Consider the following 14,749-nt stretch of genomic DNA (forward strand, 5'->3'; position numbering starts at 1 on the left):
TGAATCAATCCTTACCCGCCTAGTAGGCGAACTCCAGCACATCGCGCTTGGACTTGTCGTTGGACTCGTCCTCGTGGTGCGATTGAACCAGCTCGGGCATTGCTGCCACAACACCGGCCTTGACGTACTTAATGAGCAGGTAAACCTCAACCACCATCAGCACACCGTAGAGCAGGCCCAGGGTGAGCAGGGAGAAGAGGATTTCTTCACCGGAAACACCCGGGGAGATAGCTGCTGCGGTGAACAGGTGGATCGAGGGATCACCCTGAAGGTTCGGAGCCACAACGAAGGGCTGGCGGCCCATTTCGGTGAAGATCCAGCCCAGTGCGATGCCAAAGAAGGGAGCCAGGATAGACCAGACAGCAACGTTCTTGAGCAGCTTGGACTCAGGGACGGTGCCTACGCCCTTCTTACGGGTTACCCACAGTGCGTAGAGGTAGAAGGGCAGAACGATTCCGCCGAGGCCCATCATGCCGCGGAAGCCCCAGTAGGAGACCTCGAGGGAGGGCAGGTAGTCAATCTTCTGACCTGCGCGCTCACCGTAGAGCGGGTTGTTGGGCAGGTTGGTGCCGAACTTAGCTTCATACTCGGGCAGCAGGGTCTGGATGCCCTTCACCGGGGTGTCGAAGTTGTCGTGTGCCAGGAAGGACAGCACGCCGGGAACCTCGATGATGGGGGTGATCTTGTCACAGCTCTGAGCGCCGAGCTCACCGACGGTCAGAACGGAGAAGGAGGTGCCGTCGTGGCACGCAGCTTCTGCAGCAGCCATCTTCATGGGCTGCTCGTGAATCATCATCTGTGCCTGAATGTGACCGGACGCGCCGATACCTGCGAAGGCGAGGAGGCCCACAACAGCGCCCAGGCGCAGGGACTTGAACCAGACCTGGAAGTCGGCCTTGTCGCGTGCGCCCTTGTCGGACTCACCAACAACAACCTTGCCGTCAACGACCTTGTCGATGCCGTCCTTGCGGCGGCGCCACAGCTTGTACCATGCGATACCAACCAGGAAGCCACCAGCAACCTGGATAGCGGAGGTGATGACGTGAGTGAAGGTCACCCATGCGAGGGGGTTCAGCAGCACAGCACCGATGTCGGTCATACGGGGACGACCGTCAATCATTTCTGCACCAACGGGGTGCTGCATCCAGGAGTTTGCAACCAGAATGAAGAATGCAGAAATCCAGGAGCCGAGGACTGCCATGAACAGCGAGAATGCGTGTACAGCAGGCTTGAGGCGGTCCCAACCGAAGATCCACAGACCCAGGAAGGTCGACTCAACGAAGAAGGCGAAGAGGCCTTCCATTGCCAGCGGAGCGCCGAAGACGTCGCCGACGAAGCGGGAGTATTCGCTCCACGCCATGCCGAACTGGAATTCCTGAACCAGACCGGTGGCCACACCCATTGCGAAGTTAATGAGGTACAGCTTGCCCCAGAACTTCGTCATGCGCTTGTATTCGTCCTTCTTGGTACGAACGTAGCGAATGTACAGGTAGGTCACAACAAGGCCCAGACCCAGAGTCAGCGGAACCATGAAGAAGTGGTAGACGGTGGTAATACCGAACTGCCACCTACCAAAATCAAGGGGATCCATTGATAGGTCCTTACTATGTGTGTACTTAATGTGTGTTTGTGCCAGATTTCGGGTAGTCCGCCATCGATGGAGGGCATACGAGAGTTACTGACACACTGTCTCTCATGCTTCTAAGGTACAGGGTTTTCCTGAGGAGCTGTGAGTAGGCTGTGCATAGTATGGACGTTTATTGTTTGACGTTTCGCTAAAGGTACGTTGAACGTTATCCCCCGACGCGCGGGTAGATTGAGGGGCGAAGCACTGTGGTGCATTGCGGGGTTGCGAGGTAGTTTCGGAACCACGGTGAAACTTTGCGTTTTTACATTATTTCTGCAAAATTTTGGTGACAGATTCCCGGAATATGACAGGTGGTTCAAGTAGTGCTCAAAGCTTAAATTTGCCTAAACCATACCGATTTTACTGAGATTTTCAAGAAATAGTGTGACTATTATCACGGAAAAATCATGGAATGTGACACGCCAGGCACCGCTCCCCCGCAAGGTACCGCAAGCTACATATCGATGCTCTCAGTATCCAGCTGATGAGCACCCGCAATGATGAACTCCTTACGCGGAGCCACCTCAGAACCCATCAACAAGGAGAACGCACGCTCGGCAGCCTCCGCATCCTCAATGCGAATACGGCGCAACATACGATGACGCGGATCCATCGTGGTCTCAGCCAACTGATCGGCGTCCATCTCACCCAGACCCTTATACCGCTGAATGGGTTCCTTATAGGACACACCCTGCTCCTGCAAAGAATCCAGAAGCTCATGCAGCTGCTTCTCCGAGTAGGTGTACACCATCTCGTTCGGCTTACCGCGGCGCACCACCTCCACGCGATGCAGCGGCGGAACCGCAGCGTACACGCGACCCGACTCAATCAGCGGACGCATGTAACGGTAGAACAGAGTCAGTAGCAGGGTGCGAATGTGGGCGCCATCCACGTCCGCATCGGTCATCATAATGACCTTGCCGTAGCGAGCAGAGTCCAGATCAAAAGTACGGCCCGAGCCTGCACCGATGACCTGAATCAGCGCCGCACACTCAGCATTCGCAAGCACATCAGTCACCGAAGCACGCTGAGTGTTCAGGATCTTACCGCGAATCGGCAGCAGAGCCTGATACGAAGAAGAACGTGCCAGACGCGCAGTACCCAGCGCCGAGTCACCCTCCACAATGAACAGCTCAGAATGCTCAACATTGGTCGAACGGCAATCCACCAGCTTAGTGGGCATGGACGAAGACTCCAGCGCGGTCTTACGGCGCTGAGTTTCCTTATGGATGCGCGCCGAGACGCGGGTCTTCATTTCAGAGACGACCTTCTCGCACAGAGCAGTCGCCTGAGCCTTCTCCGCACGGGCGGTCGACTCCAGGCGAGCCTTCAGCGCATCACCCACAACCTTCGACACGATCTGGCGAACCGCCGGGGTACCCAGAATCTCCTTGGTCTGACCCTCAAACTGCGGCTCAGCAAGACGCACGGTCAGCACGGCGGTCAAGCCGGCGAGCACGTCGTCCTTCTCAATCTTGTCGTTACCCACCTTGTACTTGCGGGCATTATCGGCAAGGTGCTTGCGCATCACGCGCAGCAGGCCCTGCTCAAAACCGGTCGTGTGAGTACCGCCCTTGGGGGTGGCAATAATGTTCACGAAGCTGCGGACCGTCGTCTCGTAACCAATGCCCCAGCGCAGCGCAACGTCCACTTCGCAATCGCGCTCCACGTCGGTCAGCTGCGAGCGGCCGTCCTCACCCAGCACCGGCACGGTCTCGGTGAAAGATCCGCTGCCGCTAAAACGCCAAGTGTCGGTAATACGCTCATCGTGCGCCAGAAACTCGACGAACTCGCTAATGCCGCCGTCGTACTGGAAGACTTCCTCGTGGGGCTCCAACTCGCCGGGGGTGCCGGGCAGGCGGCGCTCATCGCGGATGCAAATACGCAGCCCCGGAATGAGGAACGCGGTCTGGCGCGCACGAGCAGCCAAGTCCTCGTAGCTGAACTTAGCGTCGGGGGTGAAAATCTGCGGGTCAGCCCAATAGCGCACACGGGTGCCGGTCACGCCGCGCTTAGCGCGACCCACAATTTGCAAGGCGTCAGTGCCCTCGGTTGCGGGAGTGAACGGATCTTCGGGCTTGGGGGTGCGGCCAGACTCGAAGAAGCCGGGAATGCCGTGGCGGAAGGACATCTGGTAGGTCTTCGAGCCACGGTCCACCTGCACATCCAGACGGGAAGACAGCGCGTTCACCACGGAAGCACCCACACCGTGCAAACCACCGGACGCGTTATAGGAGCCGCCGCCAAACTTACCGCCGGCGTGCAGCTTGGTGAACACGACTTCGACACCGGACAGGCCGGTGCGCGGCTCAATGTCGGTGGGGATACCGCGACCATCATCACGCACCTCAACCGAACCGTCACGGTACAGAATGACCTGGATGGACTGGCCGAAACCGGCGAGCGCCTCATCCACCGAGTTGTCGATAATCTCCCAGAGGCAGTGCATCAGGCCGCGAGAGTCGGTGGAGCCAATGTACATACCCGGGCGTTTGCGTACAGCTTCCAGACCTTCCAGCACGGAGAGGTGACGGGCGGTGTAGTTCGAAGACGCCACGGGAATCCTTTCGGGTGAATATGTCTGCGGTGGTGAACGCGTGCCACCGGGCGGAGTGCGGGTCCGGCTCAAGTGCTACGGGGGCAGAACGACAGCGGGGCACGACGCGTGTCGTGCCCCGCAGAGCGTTCAACGTTCGGAACTCTATTCTAGCGTGGCTTGGGGAAAAGAGTGATTATGACAGTCACCGCTAATGCGCTGCTCTGCTCCCACGTTCCTTCCCCTAGTGCGCCTCACCCGAGGCACGCGAGGAGCTCTCGTGACGGTTCGTGACCATGATATTGGACTTGAAGTAGAACTCTTCGGGAAGCTCATTCGTGACCGGGCCGTGCGGGAATTCGCTGAGCTTCGGCACGAAGTACCAGTCCATCAGCTCGCCGCTGCTCTGCTTGAGCACGCGGCGTTCCCTCATGGCGTGGCGTACCTTGCGGCGCAGGCGCGGGCTGTCTTTCAGGGTGCTGGTGAAGACCCACGGAGTCTCGTAACCCTCGGTGATCATGCCGAAGGTGATGCGCAGGTTGCCATTCTCGTCGGCGTCCATCGTGAAGTCGCCGTCTGCAATATCAGTGAAGGCAAGCATCCAGCTGTGTCGGCGTTCGTAGCTTTCGCGGGTGGTCTGCAGCGCTGCAATGATGCGGTGGTCGACCAGCAGCTCCACCTTGCGTTCGGTGATTTCGCCCAGACGAGCGTAGGAGCCGAAGGCGCGGTTTGCGCCGCTGCGGCGAGGCCACTTCGTCACCGCACCGTGCGGCACCTCCCCCGCAAAGGTGAAGGGGCCCGTCATGGTGCCGGGCAGACGCAGACGCTCAAACGGAGCCGTCGGCAGGAAGGTCGTCAGCAGCTGATCGGAGCTGACCGACTTACCCCAGCGCGCCATCTCAAAAATGGTCGGTTCAGGGCCTACAGGGTAGATATGCGGCATCTTGCGACCGAACTCGTCAAAGCCCTCAATAAACTCACCGTTGGAGCTGTACCCGGGCATGGTCGCACCGAGCGGGCGAGTCCACGACCCCGAATACGGCTTGGTCAGATGCGGGTTCTCCACCGGCAGGATGCTGGTGCGAGCACCCAGGTAGGCGGGCATGCGCGAGAGATTACGCCAGGCGAACTTCGCGGCAACAGCCTCGCGCCACCACATCGGGCGTTTGCCCGGGGTCTGCCCGCCCAGGCAGTGCATGAGCAACCAGAATCCAGCCCAGCCGAGGCAACCGGCGGCAACCACGCAGAAAATAATCGTCAGCACAGTGTGCAGGGTTCCGGTCGCCCAGATATTCGTGGCGATTAGAGCCATGAACGCCACCCACGCCGCCATGACGTACGGGCCGAGCGTAATCATCGGATCGACCACCTTCACGGCGGCAATGACGCGGCGGTTCAGTCCGCGCCACACGTAGGAGTACGCCCAGCATCCGGCGGCAAGGGCGAGTGCCATCAGCAGAAGAAGGATGAGCATCGGTGTGTCTCTTTCGCTGCAGGTTTTTCTACCGCGGTCGGTGACAGCAAGCATCTGGCAGATGCAGCGTTGAAAGGCTCTTCAATAGCAAAACTCGTCTGCCGAAGGTACCTTCAACAGACGAGTTTCTTTGGTGTCACTAACCTTGAGGTAAAGCTTCTCACACTATTGTGCCTTTAATTGGTATCCCTGTGGGGGATTTTAGAGGGATGCGTGAAAAAATCGCACCTAACCCCGCATTTTCACCCAACAGAGAGGCACAGTCAGAGCGGCACAGCGAGTATGCTCTGGCGTCTCAGCGACGGTTTTAGACAGCGATTTTAGGAGGTCAGCGCAGCAGCAATCTGAGGAATCAGCGCCTCAAAAGCACGCGCACGGTGGCTAATCGAGTTCTTAATCTCGGCGGGAATCTCAGCGCAAGACTTACCAGCGTACTGGCCCTCGTACAGGGCGTTCTCACCGTTCAGCTCCACGGGGCGCAGAATCGGGTCATAACCGAAGCCGCCCTCCCCCGCCGGTGCAGTCAGCAACTCGCCGGGCAGCTCGCCGTACTCGACCGCCTCAAAACCGTTCGGGGAGGCGACCGACGCCGCGCAGCAGAACTTCGCGCCGCGGTGCTCGGCAGAAATATCGCTCAGCTGAGCCAGCAACAGGTTCAGGTTCGCGGAATCATCACCGTGGCGACCCGCCCAGCGCGCCGAGAAAATACCGGGAGCGCCGTTGAGCACATCCACCGACAGGCCGGAATCGTCAGCAATAGCGACCAGGCCGGTTGCCTCGGCAACAGCGCGCGCCTTCAGCAGAGAGTTCTCAGCGAAGGTCACGCCGGTCTCGGGAACATCGGGGGCGTTCACGCTGGAGGCGTCAACCACCTGGGTGTCAACGTCCAGGCCGTCAATTCGTCCGCGCAGAATTTCACGCAATTCCTTGAGCTTGCCCTTATTGTGGCTTGCCAGAACAATCTTTGCCTCTGCCATAGTTTCTCCTTGTCGACGGAACTAGTTACTGGGACGGGTTAGTGTGCCAGTGCTTCGCGCTGAATCTGAGCCAGCTCAGCGGTGCCTTCCAGCGCCAGGTCGAGCAGGCTGTTGAGCTCGTCGCGGTCGAAAGGCGCGCCCTCGGCGGTGCCCTGAACCTCAACAAACTTGCCGCTGCCGGTGACGACCACGTTCATGTCGGTCTCGGCGCGCACGTCCTCGGTATAGGGCAGGTCCAGCATGGGGGTGCCGTCAATAATGCCCACCGAAATTGCGGACACCGAATCGATCAGCGGGTTCGCCTTAGCGGGCAGAATCTTCTGCTCCTTCGCCCAAGAAATAGCGTCAGCCAGCGCCACGTACGCACCGGTAATAGAAGCGGTGCGGGTGCCTCCGTCAGCCTGCAGAACGTCACAGTCGAGCACGATGGTGTTCTCGCCCAGCTCATCCATGTTGATGACCGCACGCAGGGAGCGACCAATCAGGCGAGAAATCTCGTGGGTGCGGCCGCCCACGCGGCCCTTCAGCGACTCGCGAGAAGAACGGGTGTTGGTGGCGCGCGGCAGCATCGCGTACTCGGCGGTCACCCAGCCCTTACCTTCGCCCTTGAGCCAGCGCGGCACGCCCTCGGTGAAGGATGCGGTGCACAGCACGCGGGTGTTGCCGAACTCGATGAGGGCGGAACCCTCAGCGTTGCGGGACCAGCCGCGGGTAATGGTGATGGGGCGCAGCTCGTTGAGGGCGCGGCCGTCTTCGCGGGTTGCAGTCATGGGTTCTCCTTGAATCTGTCTGCGGAATCTGTGTCTGTCTGTTGAATCTATGTCGAAAAGTGGGCGGGGCTGAGCGCAGTTTGAACTAGTCCAGCTCGTTTTAGCCTAGTCCAGCTCGGGCTTGGGCAGCGCAATCGCGGTGTTCAGCGGCGGATCGAGCACCTCCACCACATTAAGGGTAGATGTGACCGGGTGAGCCTCCGTCGGGCGCGGGTAGATACGGTAGCTTGCCGCCATTTCGGCAATGCCGACCGGGCCGGAGAAAGCACTGCGCGCCTCCGCGCGGGCGATGTCCGGGTCGTTCCACACGGGCAGGTGGGTCAGCAACAGGTTACGCACGCCCGCCTCCGTGGCGGCCTCGCCGGCGCGCTTGCCGGTCAGGTGAATACCGCGCAGAGCGTCGTCACGGCCCTCCTGGTAGGCGGCCTCGCAGAGGAACAGGTCAGCACCGCGCGCAGCCTTGACCAGGCCCTCGCACAGGTCGGTATCGCCCGAGTACGAGAACACGGTGTGACCCTCGCGGTCGTTGCAGGTGATGCGCAGCGCGTACGGGTCCTTCGAGGGGTGAACCACACGGAACGGCTCCACGCGGAAGGGACCAATCTGCACGGGCTCACCCTCAGTCCAGGTGTGGTACTCAAACTCGGTGCTCATGCCCGGATCCGGGTCCAGGCCGTGAGTCGCCGAAAGGTACTCGTTAATCGCGGCGGGACCGTACAGCGGAATGCGGCCCTTGGGCCAGCCGCGCGGATCCCACTTGACCGCCACGTGCAGACCGGACAGGTCGATGCAGTGGTCCGGGTGCAGGTGCGAAATCAGAATCGCGTCGATATCGCTCAGGTCGATATGGCGCTGGAGCATGCCGAGTGAGCCGTTGCCCATGTCCATGATGATGCGCCAGGTTCGACCCGCGAAGTCCGTGGCGGTGAGCATGTAGCAACTAGCCGGTGAGACGGGGCCGGGGAAGGAGCCCGTGCAACCGATAACGGTTAGACGCATGAGGTGTCGTCCTTAGGGGTGGTGCTAGAAAATTCGGTGTCCGCGGAGGTGCGTGCCGCCTCTGCAGGATCTGCCGATTCGTCGAGGGTAATGTTGCGGTGTGCCGCAAGCATTTCGGGGGTGAGTGCCGCCAGCGAGCCGGTCGGATAGCGTTCCGCCACGGAGCTGGTGTGGCGCACGTTGGTGACCTCGGGGCCGAGGAAGCGGCGTGCCAGCTGCGAGAACGTCTCAGATTCGCCGGTGGCGAGGAACTCGTGGTGCGGATTTTCCTCGGGGACCGGGCTTTCAATGGCGAGGTTGAGCAGTTCGCGGTACACGTCCTTCGCGGTCTCATCCGCGGAGGACACCAGGGTGACGTCCTCACCCATAATGTAGGAAATCACGCCGGCCAGCAGCGGGTAGTGGGTACAGCCGAGCACGAGGGTGTCCACACCGGCGTCCTTGAGCGGCTGCAGGTACTCGCGGGCGGTCTCCAGCAGCTCGGGGCCGGAGGTAATGCCCTTCTCCACGAACTCCACGAAGCGCGGGCACGCCACCGAGTGCACCTCAAGGTTCGGGGTGATTGCGAAAGTGTCCTCGTAGGCGCGGGAGGTGACGGTCGCCTCCGTCGCAATCACGCCGATCTTGCGGTTGCGGGTTGCGGCGAGCGCACGGCGGGCAGCGGGCTGAATCACCTCAATGACGGGGATGCCGTACTGGCGGGTGTAGCGTTCGCGGGCGTCGCGGAGCACCGCTGCGGAGGCGGTGTTGCATGCGATGACGAGCATTTTCACGCCGGAGTCGACGAGTTCGTCCATGATGCGTAGCGCGTTGGCGCGTACTTCTGCGATTTTGAGGGGGCCGTAGGGGCCGTGGGCGGTGTCGCCGACGTAGATGATGCGTTCGTGAGGCAGCTGGTCCATGATGGCGCGTGCCACGGTGAGTCCGCCGACACCGGAGTCGAAGACGCCAATAGGTGCCGCGGCGGTGGGGCCTACGGGCGCGGGGCTACCCCAGGGGGTGCGGGCACGGTAGGGATTGGTTGCATCGATGCTGTCACTCATGTGTCACCTACACTTCGTTATCGGTCGGGTACCACGTTCTATGCTAACTCGCTAAGGTTACCCTTTTAGTCCGTTGAGCGGTTAGATGAGTCGAGAACCACCATTATGTGGTTTTATATGACAATAGTTTGAGGGGTAATTCGAAAAATTCGTTCTATTCTTGCTCGTCTGCCCCGCCATTTTCCCCGCCAAATACTCCGCCGGTCGTTTCTTCGTCGTCCAGCCCGTCGAGCATGGCGAGCATGAGCGAGTCCTGAACCCAGGAGATGAAGTTGTACACCACAGCCATGTACTCTTCTTGGGTCTCGATCTCGGAAGGGTCGGTGAACGCCGCAATATCTTCTGCGGTGTCTTCGTCGACGATGTAGAGGCGGTCGGCGAGCACCAAGCGAATATCGCCGAGCGCGGCAGCCCAGGCGCGGGCGTGTTCTTCGTTCAGGCGCAGGTCGCTGGACTCAATGTCGAAGGCGAGCATGGCGAGGTTCGCGCGCTTAGTTTCGCGCAGGTCGCGTTCGGTGTAGCGGCGGTATTCGGTGGCGGCCTCGTCGTCACTGCTTGCGGCGGGGAGCAGGCGTGCTACGGCACTGTCGGCGGGGATGGTGGGGTTTTCGGTGATGCCGACCAGCGCCTCCAGCGGGTCGACGGTGCCGCCGTCGGCGGTGGTATCTGCCGGGCGTAGTAGCGCGCGCACGTCTTCGGCGAGTTCGCGGATCAGGTCACGTTCGGCGGGTTCGAAGGAGGCGGTGTAGCCTCCGGGGGTGCGGCGGAAGGGTCGCGCCATTAGTTTTCCACTTTCTCGAAGGTTGCCAGCAGACCCCAGGCATGCATTGCCTGGGTGTGTTTTTCGGCGTCTTCGCGCGAGCCGGTGAAGACGATTGCCTTGCCGTTGTTGTGCACCTGCAGCATGAGCTCTTCTGCGCGGGCGCGGGAGTAGCCAAAGTGGCTGCGGAAGACGTAGGACACGTATGTCATGAGGTTGACGGGGTCGTTCCAGACGATGACTTTCCAGGGGGTGTCTGTGGCGAGGATGTTCTCCAGGGCGGTGTCGAGGTCGGTGTCCTCGAGTGTTCCGGTGGAGAGGGTCACGGCGGTAGTGTTCATTGGTTTCCTTTGCGGCCGGTTCCCTTTGATTATACGGGCGGGTATGTGTTGCCCCTGTGTTGCTCCGGTGTTCGTCCTGCACTACCCCGGTGTTCGTCCTGCGTTGCTCCCGCACAGAGTGCTGGTAATTTGTCATACTACAGCACTTAGAGTCAAGAATACTTTATGTAGTGATTGACACGCCGACTCAAGAGGAAAAATACCCTAATCCCCCACTACAATAAACACATGGCTACTACTTCCCTTCTCACCGACCACTACGAACTGACCATGCTCCAGGCGGCACTCGCCTCCGGCGCAGCCAACCGTAAGTGCACCTTCGAAGTCTTCACCCGCCGCCTGCCCGCAGGCCGCCGCTACGGCATCCTCGCAGGCACCGGCCGATTCCTCGAAGGCCTCGCAAACTTCCGCTTCAACGACGAAGAACTCTCCTACCTCTCCTCCCGCAACATCGTCAACAAAGAAACCCTCTCCTACCTCGAATCCTTCACCTTCAGCGGCAATATCCGCGGCTACGCAGAAGGCGAAGCGTTCTTCCCCCACTCCCCCGTCATGCAGGTCGAAGGCACCTTCGCCGAAGCGTGCGTCCTCGAAACCTACCTGCTGTCCATCCTGAACTTTGACTCCGCCGTGGCGAGCGCCGCCTCCCGCATGAGCGCAGCCGCTGGCAACCGCCCCTGCCTCGAAATGGGTTCGCGCCGCGCCCACGAACGCGCCGCCGTCTCCGCCGCACGCGCCGCCGTTATCGCCGGCTTTGCGGGCACCTCCAACCTGGAGGCTGGCCTGCGCTACGGCCTGCACACCATCGGCACCAGCGCCCACGCGTTCACCCTGCTGCACGACAGCGAACGTGAAGCGTTCGAGGCGCAGCTGCGTTCCCTCGGCGCCCGCACCACCCTGCTCGTCGACACCTACAACGTGGACGAGGCAGTCCGCCTCGGCGTGGAACTCGCGGGCGAAGAGCTCGGCGGCGTGCGCCTGGACTCCGGCGACCTGGTCGCCACCGCGGCACGTGTGCGTGAATTGCTCGACTCGCTCGGCAACACCCACACCAAGATCACCGTCACCAGCGACCTGGACGAGTACGCCATCGCATCCCTGGCGGCAGCGCCCGTGGACTCCTACGGCGTGGGCACCAAGCTGGTCACCGGCTCCGGCGCGCCGACTTCCTCCATGGTGTACAAGGTTGTTGAGCGTGAGAACTCTGCCGGTGAAATGCAGCCGGTCGCTAAGGCGTCGGCTGGCAAGGCGTCCATCGGTGGCGCCAAGCGTGCGGCCCGCCGCCTCAATGGCATGGGCATTGCGACCGCCGAGGTTCTGGGCACCCACGAGGACCCGAACCTGCTCGAGGGCACCCGCCCGCTCATGGTGGACTTCGTCCGCAACGGCGAGCTGCTCCCCGGCTTCACCGGCGAGGAAGGTGTGCGCCGCGCAACCGCCCGCCACGTAGCATCCCTGGCTGAGCTTCCCGAAGCTGCCCACCGCCTCTCGGAGGGTGAGCCGATCATTCCGACCGAATTCATCTAAACCACCCTTCTGAGATACTGTTTTCACCTGGCGAATCAGAGTGAAAACTCATTCCTACTTGTAAAGGACAGACATGTCTAAGGCACTGATTATTGTTGACGTGCAGAACGATTTCTGCGCCGGCGGCGCCCTCGCCACCGAGCGCGGTGCGGACGTTGCCGCGCTGATTAGCGAATACGTGGAGAACAACCACCACCGCTACGACGCGATTGTCGCCACCCAGGACTGGCATATCGATCCGGGCTCGCACTTCTCTGACACCCCCGACTACGTTGACTCCTGGCCGGTGCACTGCGTCGCCAAGAGCGAAGGCTCGCAGATTCACGAGAACCTGGACACCGACTACATTGAGGCGTACTTCCGCAAGGGCCGCTTCGAGGCAGCGTACTCGGGTTTTGAGGGTCTTCTCGCCCCCGAGGATGAGGTCGCAACCGGCGAGCACGAGCCCGGTGCGGATGCGTCCGAGGACGGCCCGCAGACTCCCCTGTCGGAGTGGCTGGATGAGCGCGGTATCGAGTTCGTCGATGTTGTCGGTATCGCCACCGATTATTGTGTGTCGGCAACCGCTCGCGATGCGGTCGATGCAGGCTACGAGACTCGCGTTCTGGTTGACCTGACCGCGCCCGTGCACGAGGACAAGCTCGACGACGTGGTTGCCGAGCTTGAAGATGAGGGCGTCGAGGTGGTTGAGGTTCTCTAACCTCCACTAGCTCTGCCGGTGACTCGCCATTTCAGGCGGGTACTAAAGATACAGAGACGTTGAATACACAGAGGCGGGGAGCCTGGGATGTACTATCCCAGGCTCCCCCCCCCCCTCTTAGCGTGCCCAATATCCTGGCGTGCCCATAACTTATCGTGCCTGCAACCAGCCGAGGTCATGAAACCTCTGCGGTTATGTAGCAGATTGAGCCGCTTACTTAAAGCGGACCTCCGCCATGCCGTTCACGCGCACGTTCGGGCCGGCCGGCGCCTCCTTAGTGCCAACGATCGCACCGTTACGCACATTCGGCGCCAGGTAGGATCCGCCTGCACCACCGGAGCCGCCGCGCACCCATTCCAGGCGGCAGACCGGGCTAATGGCGTAGCTGGAGCCGACGTTTCCGGGCGCAAAAAAGCCCGCGAGCGCATACACACTCGCGGGGCTTCAAGCCAAGAACTGCTACCGGTAGTAGCTAGTTCAACATGCGCTTAAGCAATATCAAATTACTTTCCGGTCTGGCAAAGGAATACCTTCACGATACCATTATGAGAGTACGTTGCTCCGCTGAATGCCTCGCTGGAAGTGACGTTATTGGAGTTAGAAATCTCCCCCTCCATCACCTGCGGCGCCAGGTAGGAACCACCCGCACCACCAGAGCCAGCCAGCTGCACATAGCTGATGCTCTGGCGAATACCCTTCGGGTTGTTATTCCACTTCTGGGCAATTGTGATAGATGACTGCGAGAGAGCCGCGCCGGAGCCGCCACCACCGTAACCGCCGCCGCCACCACCGGAGACGATAATCTGCGCACCATTAAAGTAGGGCGCGACTCCGTAATAGTGGATTTCTTTGCGAGTTCCATCGGGGAATTCAAGAACTTCTACGTCGTCCTGACGCCACCATGCCTTGTTATCGTCCAGCTGGTAGCTCACCGACATTACGCCGTCGCCGCCTTTACCATTCAGGCCGTTAGTGCCGGGGTTGCCTGCAGTCGAGGAGCTATAAAGCACCTGCTTATTCTGACTATCAAAGCTAAAGATGCTGTTGGGAGTACCGGTCATCACGATCGACTTAGCGCCACCGGCACCACCAATACCATTACCTCCACCTTTACCGCCTTTAACAGTCAGTTCAAGGTTCAAATCCTGAGCATAGTATTCGTGGCCTTCGGTGGCGTCACCACCACGAGCCCCGCCAGCAACGCCAGCTGCGCTATACACAGGTGCGTGGGTCGGGTGCTCGGGGTCGGTCATGTGAACGTCCACAATATTGGGGAAATGATAATAATAAGGCTGTGTGGCGTACGGTTGTCCGGAGATAGAGACGCCGCCGCCACCACCGGCAACAGCAATGACTTCACCATCGATCAGCAATGCTGAGGAGCCACCTCCAGAACATCCATAGACTTCTTCAATCGGCCAAGGGTTACGGCCATGAGCCCATTGACTAGCCCAGACCCAGCGCTCAGATACTTTATCCATAACATCGTTAGGGATTCTCACTTCAGGAGTCGAGCCTCCGTCACCGAATCCGTATCCACCCTTTACCGGAGCGGTTCGGTATCCGCCACCGACTTTGTAGTCCTCGGGAGCATAGCTACCGCCGCCGCCAGCAATAATTTTGACGGTCTGGTGGGGTTTCACTTCAACGATTCCGCTGACCTTGGCGCCGGACCCTCCATCCAGGCCCTTCTCGTATCTTCCGCCTGCCCCGCCGGTCAACTCAAAACGTAGCTTATGGGTGCCCGCTGGAATGGAAAATTCTTCCTCTACCCGATAAGAATTACCCTCCCCTCTAAAAGACGCGTAGGCGTTCTCTGCAAAAGTACAGTCCACAGAAGAGGCGAAGGTCGGCACTGCTGAAGAAGCCGCAATCACGGGGGTTGCCCAGGCGGCCCCCTTCACGACCTTACGGCGAGAAATATGAGACATCACTGTCCTTCAATGGTTGGTGCAACCGTCCCACAGCGCGCTATCCGGGTGCGCGCCTTCATGG

13 protein-coding genes are annotated in these 14,749 nt (G+C 60.4%); 2 read left to right on the forward strand and 11 right to left on the reverse strand.

Going from position 1 to position 14,749, the window contains the following annotated elements:
* Positions 1 to 19: 19 nt before the first annotated feature.
* From HMPREF2836_RS03690 to clpS, 9 genes are all read right to left on the reverse strand, one after another.
* Complete coding sequence (locus tag HMPREF2836_RS03690; protein ID WP_070629480.1) at positions 20 to 1,591, reverse strand: cytochrome ubiquinol oxidase subunit I; 1,572 nt, start codon at positions 1,589 to 1,591, stop codon at positions 20 to 22.
* Between the two features lie 490 nt (positions 1,592 to 2,081).
* Positions 2,082 to 4,184: a DNA gyrase/topoisomerase IV subunit B gene (locus tag HMPREF2836_RS03695; protein ID WP_070629481.1), complete on the reverse strand. Its 2,103-nt coding sequence runs from the start codon at positions 4,182 to 4,184 to the stop codon at positions 2,082 to 2,084.
* A gap of 223 nt (positions 4,185 to 4,407) precedes the next feature.
* A complete protein-coding gene (locus HMPREF2836_RS03700) occupies positions 4,408 to 5,637 on the reverse strand; it encodes an RDD family protein (RefSeq protein ID WP_049350310.1) in 1,230 nt (409 codons plus the stop codon).
* Positions 5,638 to 5,957: 320 nt separating this feature from the next.
* Complete coding sequence (locus tag HMPREF2836_RS03705) at positions 5,958 to 6,614, reverse strand: non-canonical purine NTP pyrophosphatase (protein WP_070629482.1); 657 nt, start codon at positions 6,612 to 6,614, stop codon at positions 5,958 to 5,960.
* A gap of 38 nt (positions 6,615 to 6,652) precedes the next feature.
* Positions 6,653 to 7,384 carry a ribonuclease PH gene (rph, locus tag HMPREF2836_RS03710; RefSeq protein ID WP_005506419.1) on the reverse strand — a complete coding sequence of 244 codons (732 nt, stop codon included), beginning with the start codon at positions 7,382 to 7,384 and terminating at the stop codon, positions 6,653 to 6,655.
* Positions 7,385 to 7,489: 105 nt separating this feature from the next.
* Positions 7,490 to 8,383, reverse strand: coding sequence for an MBL fold metallo-hydrolase (locus HMPREF2836_RS03715; RefSeq protein ID WP_005507828.1), 894 nt, complete (start codon positions 8,381 to 8,383; stop codon positions 7,490 to 7,492).
* Entirely contained in the window at positions 8,374 to 9,426 is a 1,053-nt protein-coding gene (gene murI / locus HMPREF2836_RS03720) for a glutamate racemase (RefSeq protein WP_049362042.1), read from the reverse strand. The genes HMPREF2836_RS03715 and murI overlap by 10 nt, the downstream gene beginning before the upstream one ends.
* Positions 9,427 to 9,580: 154 nt before the next feature.
* Entirely contained in the window at positions 9,581 to 10,207 is a 627-nt protein-coding gene (locus HMPREF2836_RS03725; RefSeq protein WP_070629483.1) for a DUF2017 domain-containing protein, read from the reverse strand.
* Positions 10,207 to 10,527: an ATP-dependent Clp protease adapter ClpS gene (gene clpS, locus HMPREF2836_RS03730; protein WP_005507825.1), complete on the reverse strand. Its 321-nt coding sequence runs from the start codon at positions 10,525 to 10,527 to the stop codon at positions 10,207 to 10,209. The genes HMPREF2836_RS03725 and clpS overlap by 1 nt, the downstream gene beginning before the upstream one ends.
* A gap of 228 nt (positions 10,528 to 10,755) precedes the next feature.
* On the opposite strand from clpS, the gene HMPREF2836_RS03735 reads away from it, so the two are divergent.
* Together HMPREF2836_RS03735 and HMPREF2836_RS03740 are read left to right on the forward strand one after the other, a co-directional pair.
* Positions 10,756 to 12,054 (forward strand): nicotinate phosphoribosyltransferase, encoded by a 1,299-nt coding sequence (locus HMPREF2836_RS03735; RefSeq protein ID WP_070629484.1) that lies wholly within the window; start codon positions 10,756 to 10,758, stop codon positions 12,052 to 12,054.
* Between the two features lie 73 nt (positions 12,055 to 12,127).
* Positions 12,128 to 12,754, forward strand: coding sequence for an isochorismatase family protein (locus tag HMPREF2836_RS03740; protein ID WP_049326936.1), 627 nt, complete (start codon positions 12,128 to 12,130; stop codon positions 12,752 to 12,754).
* Positions 12,755 to 12,967: 213 nt separating this feature from the next.
* Here HMPREF2836_RS03740 and HMPREF2836_RS03745 read toward each other — a convergent pair whose 3' ends face one another.
* Positions 12,968 to 13,186 (reverse strand): hypothetical protein, encoded by a 219-nt coding sequence (locus HMPREF2836_RS03745; protein WP_070629485.1) that lies wholly within the window; start codon positions 13,184 to 13,186, stop codon positions 12,968 to 12,970.
* A 71-nt stretch (positions 13,187 to 13,257) separates the two neighbouring features.
* Complete coding sequence (locus HMPREF2836_RS03750; protein WP_141752102.1) at positions 13,258 to 14,685, reverse strand: transcriptional initiation protein Tat; 1,428 nt, start codon at positions 14,683 to 14,685, stop codon at positions 13,258 to 13,260.
* Positions 14,686 to 14,749: the final 64 nt, after the last annotated feature.

This window comes from Rothia sp. HMSC065C12 (genome assembly GCF_001812085.1).
GTDB classification, from domain to species: Bacteria; Actinomycetota; Actinomycetes; order Actinomycetales; family Micrococcaceae; genus Rothia; species Rothia mucilaginosa.

Excerpts from the sequence above, each read along its gene's own strand:
- HMPREF2836_RS03690 (WP_070629480.1), bottom strand. The coding sequence starts at position 1,591 with ATGGATCCCCTTGATTTTGGTAGGTGGCAGTTCGGTATTACCACCGTC.
- HMPREF2836_RS03700 (WP_049350310.1), bottom strand. The coding sequence starts at position 5,637 with ATGCTCATCCTTCTTCTGCTGATGGCACTCGCCCTTGCCGCCGGATGC.
- HMPREF2836_RS03705 (WP_070629482.1), bottom strand. The coding sequence starts at position 6,614 with ATGGCAGAGGCAAAGATTGTTCTGGCAAGCCACAATAAGGGCAAGCTC.
- rph (WP_005506419.1), bottom strand. The coding sequence starts at position 7,384 with ATGACTGCAACCCGCGAAGACGGCCGCGCCCTCAACGAGCTGCGCCCC.
- HMPREF2836_RS03715 (WP_005507828.1), bottom strand. The coding sequence starts at position 8,383 with ATGCGTCTAACCGTTATCGGTTGCACGGGCTCCTTCCCCGGCCCCGTC.
- murI (WP_049362042.1), bottom strand. The coding sequence starts at position 9,426 with ATGAGTGACAGCATCGATGCAACCAATCCCTACCGTGCCCGCACCCCC.
- HMPREF2836_RS03725 (WP_070629483.1), bottom strand. The coding sequence starts at position 10,207 with ATGGCGCGACCCTTCCGCCGCACCCCCGGAGGCTACACCGCCTCCTTC.
- clpS (WP_005507825.1), bottom strand. The coding sequence starts at position 10,527 with ATGAACACTACCGCCGTGACCCTCTCCACCGGAACACTCGAGGACACC.
- HMPREF2836_RS03735 (WP_070629484.1), top strand. The coding sequence starts at position 10,756 with ATGGCTACTACTTCCCTTCTCACCGACCACTACGAACTGACCATGCTC.
- HMPREF2836_RS03740 (WP_049326936.1), top strand. The coding sequence starts at position 12,128 with ATGTCTAAGGCACTGATTATTGTTGACGTGCAGAACGATTTCTGCGCC.
- HMPREF2836_RS03750 (WP_141752102.1), bottom strand. The coding sequence starts at position 14,685 with ATGTCTCATATTTCTCGCCGTAAGGTCGTGAAGGGGGCCGCCTGGGCA.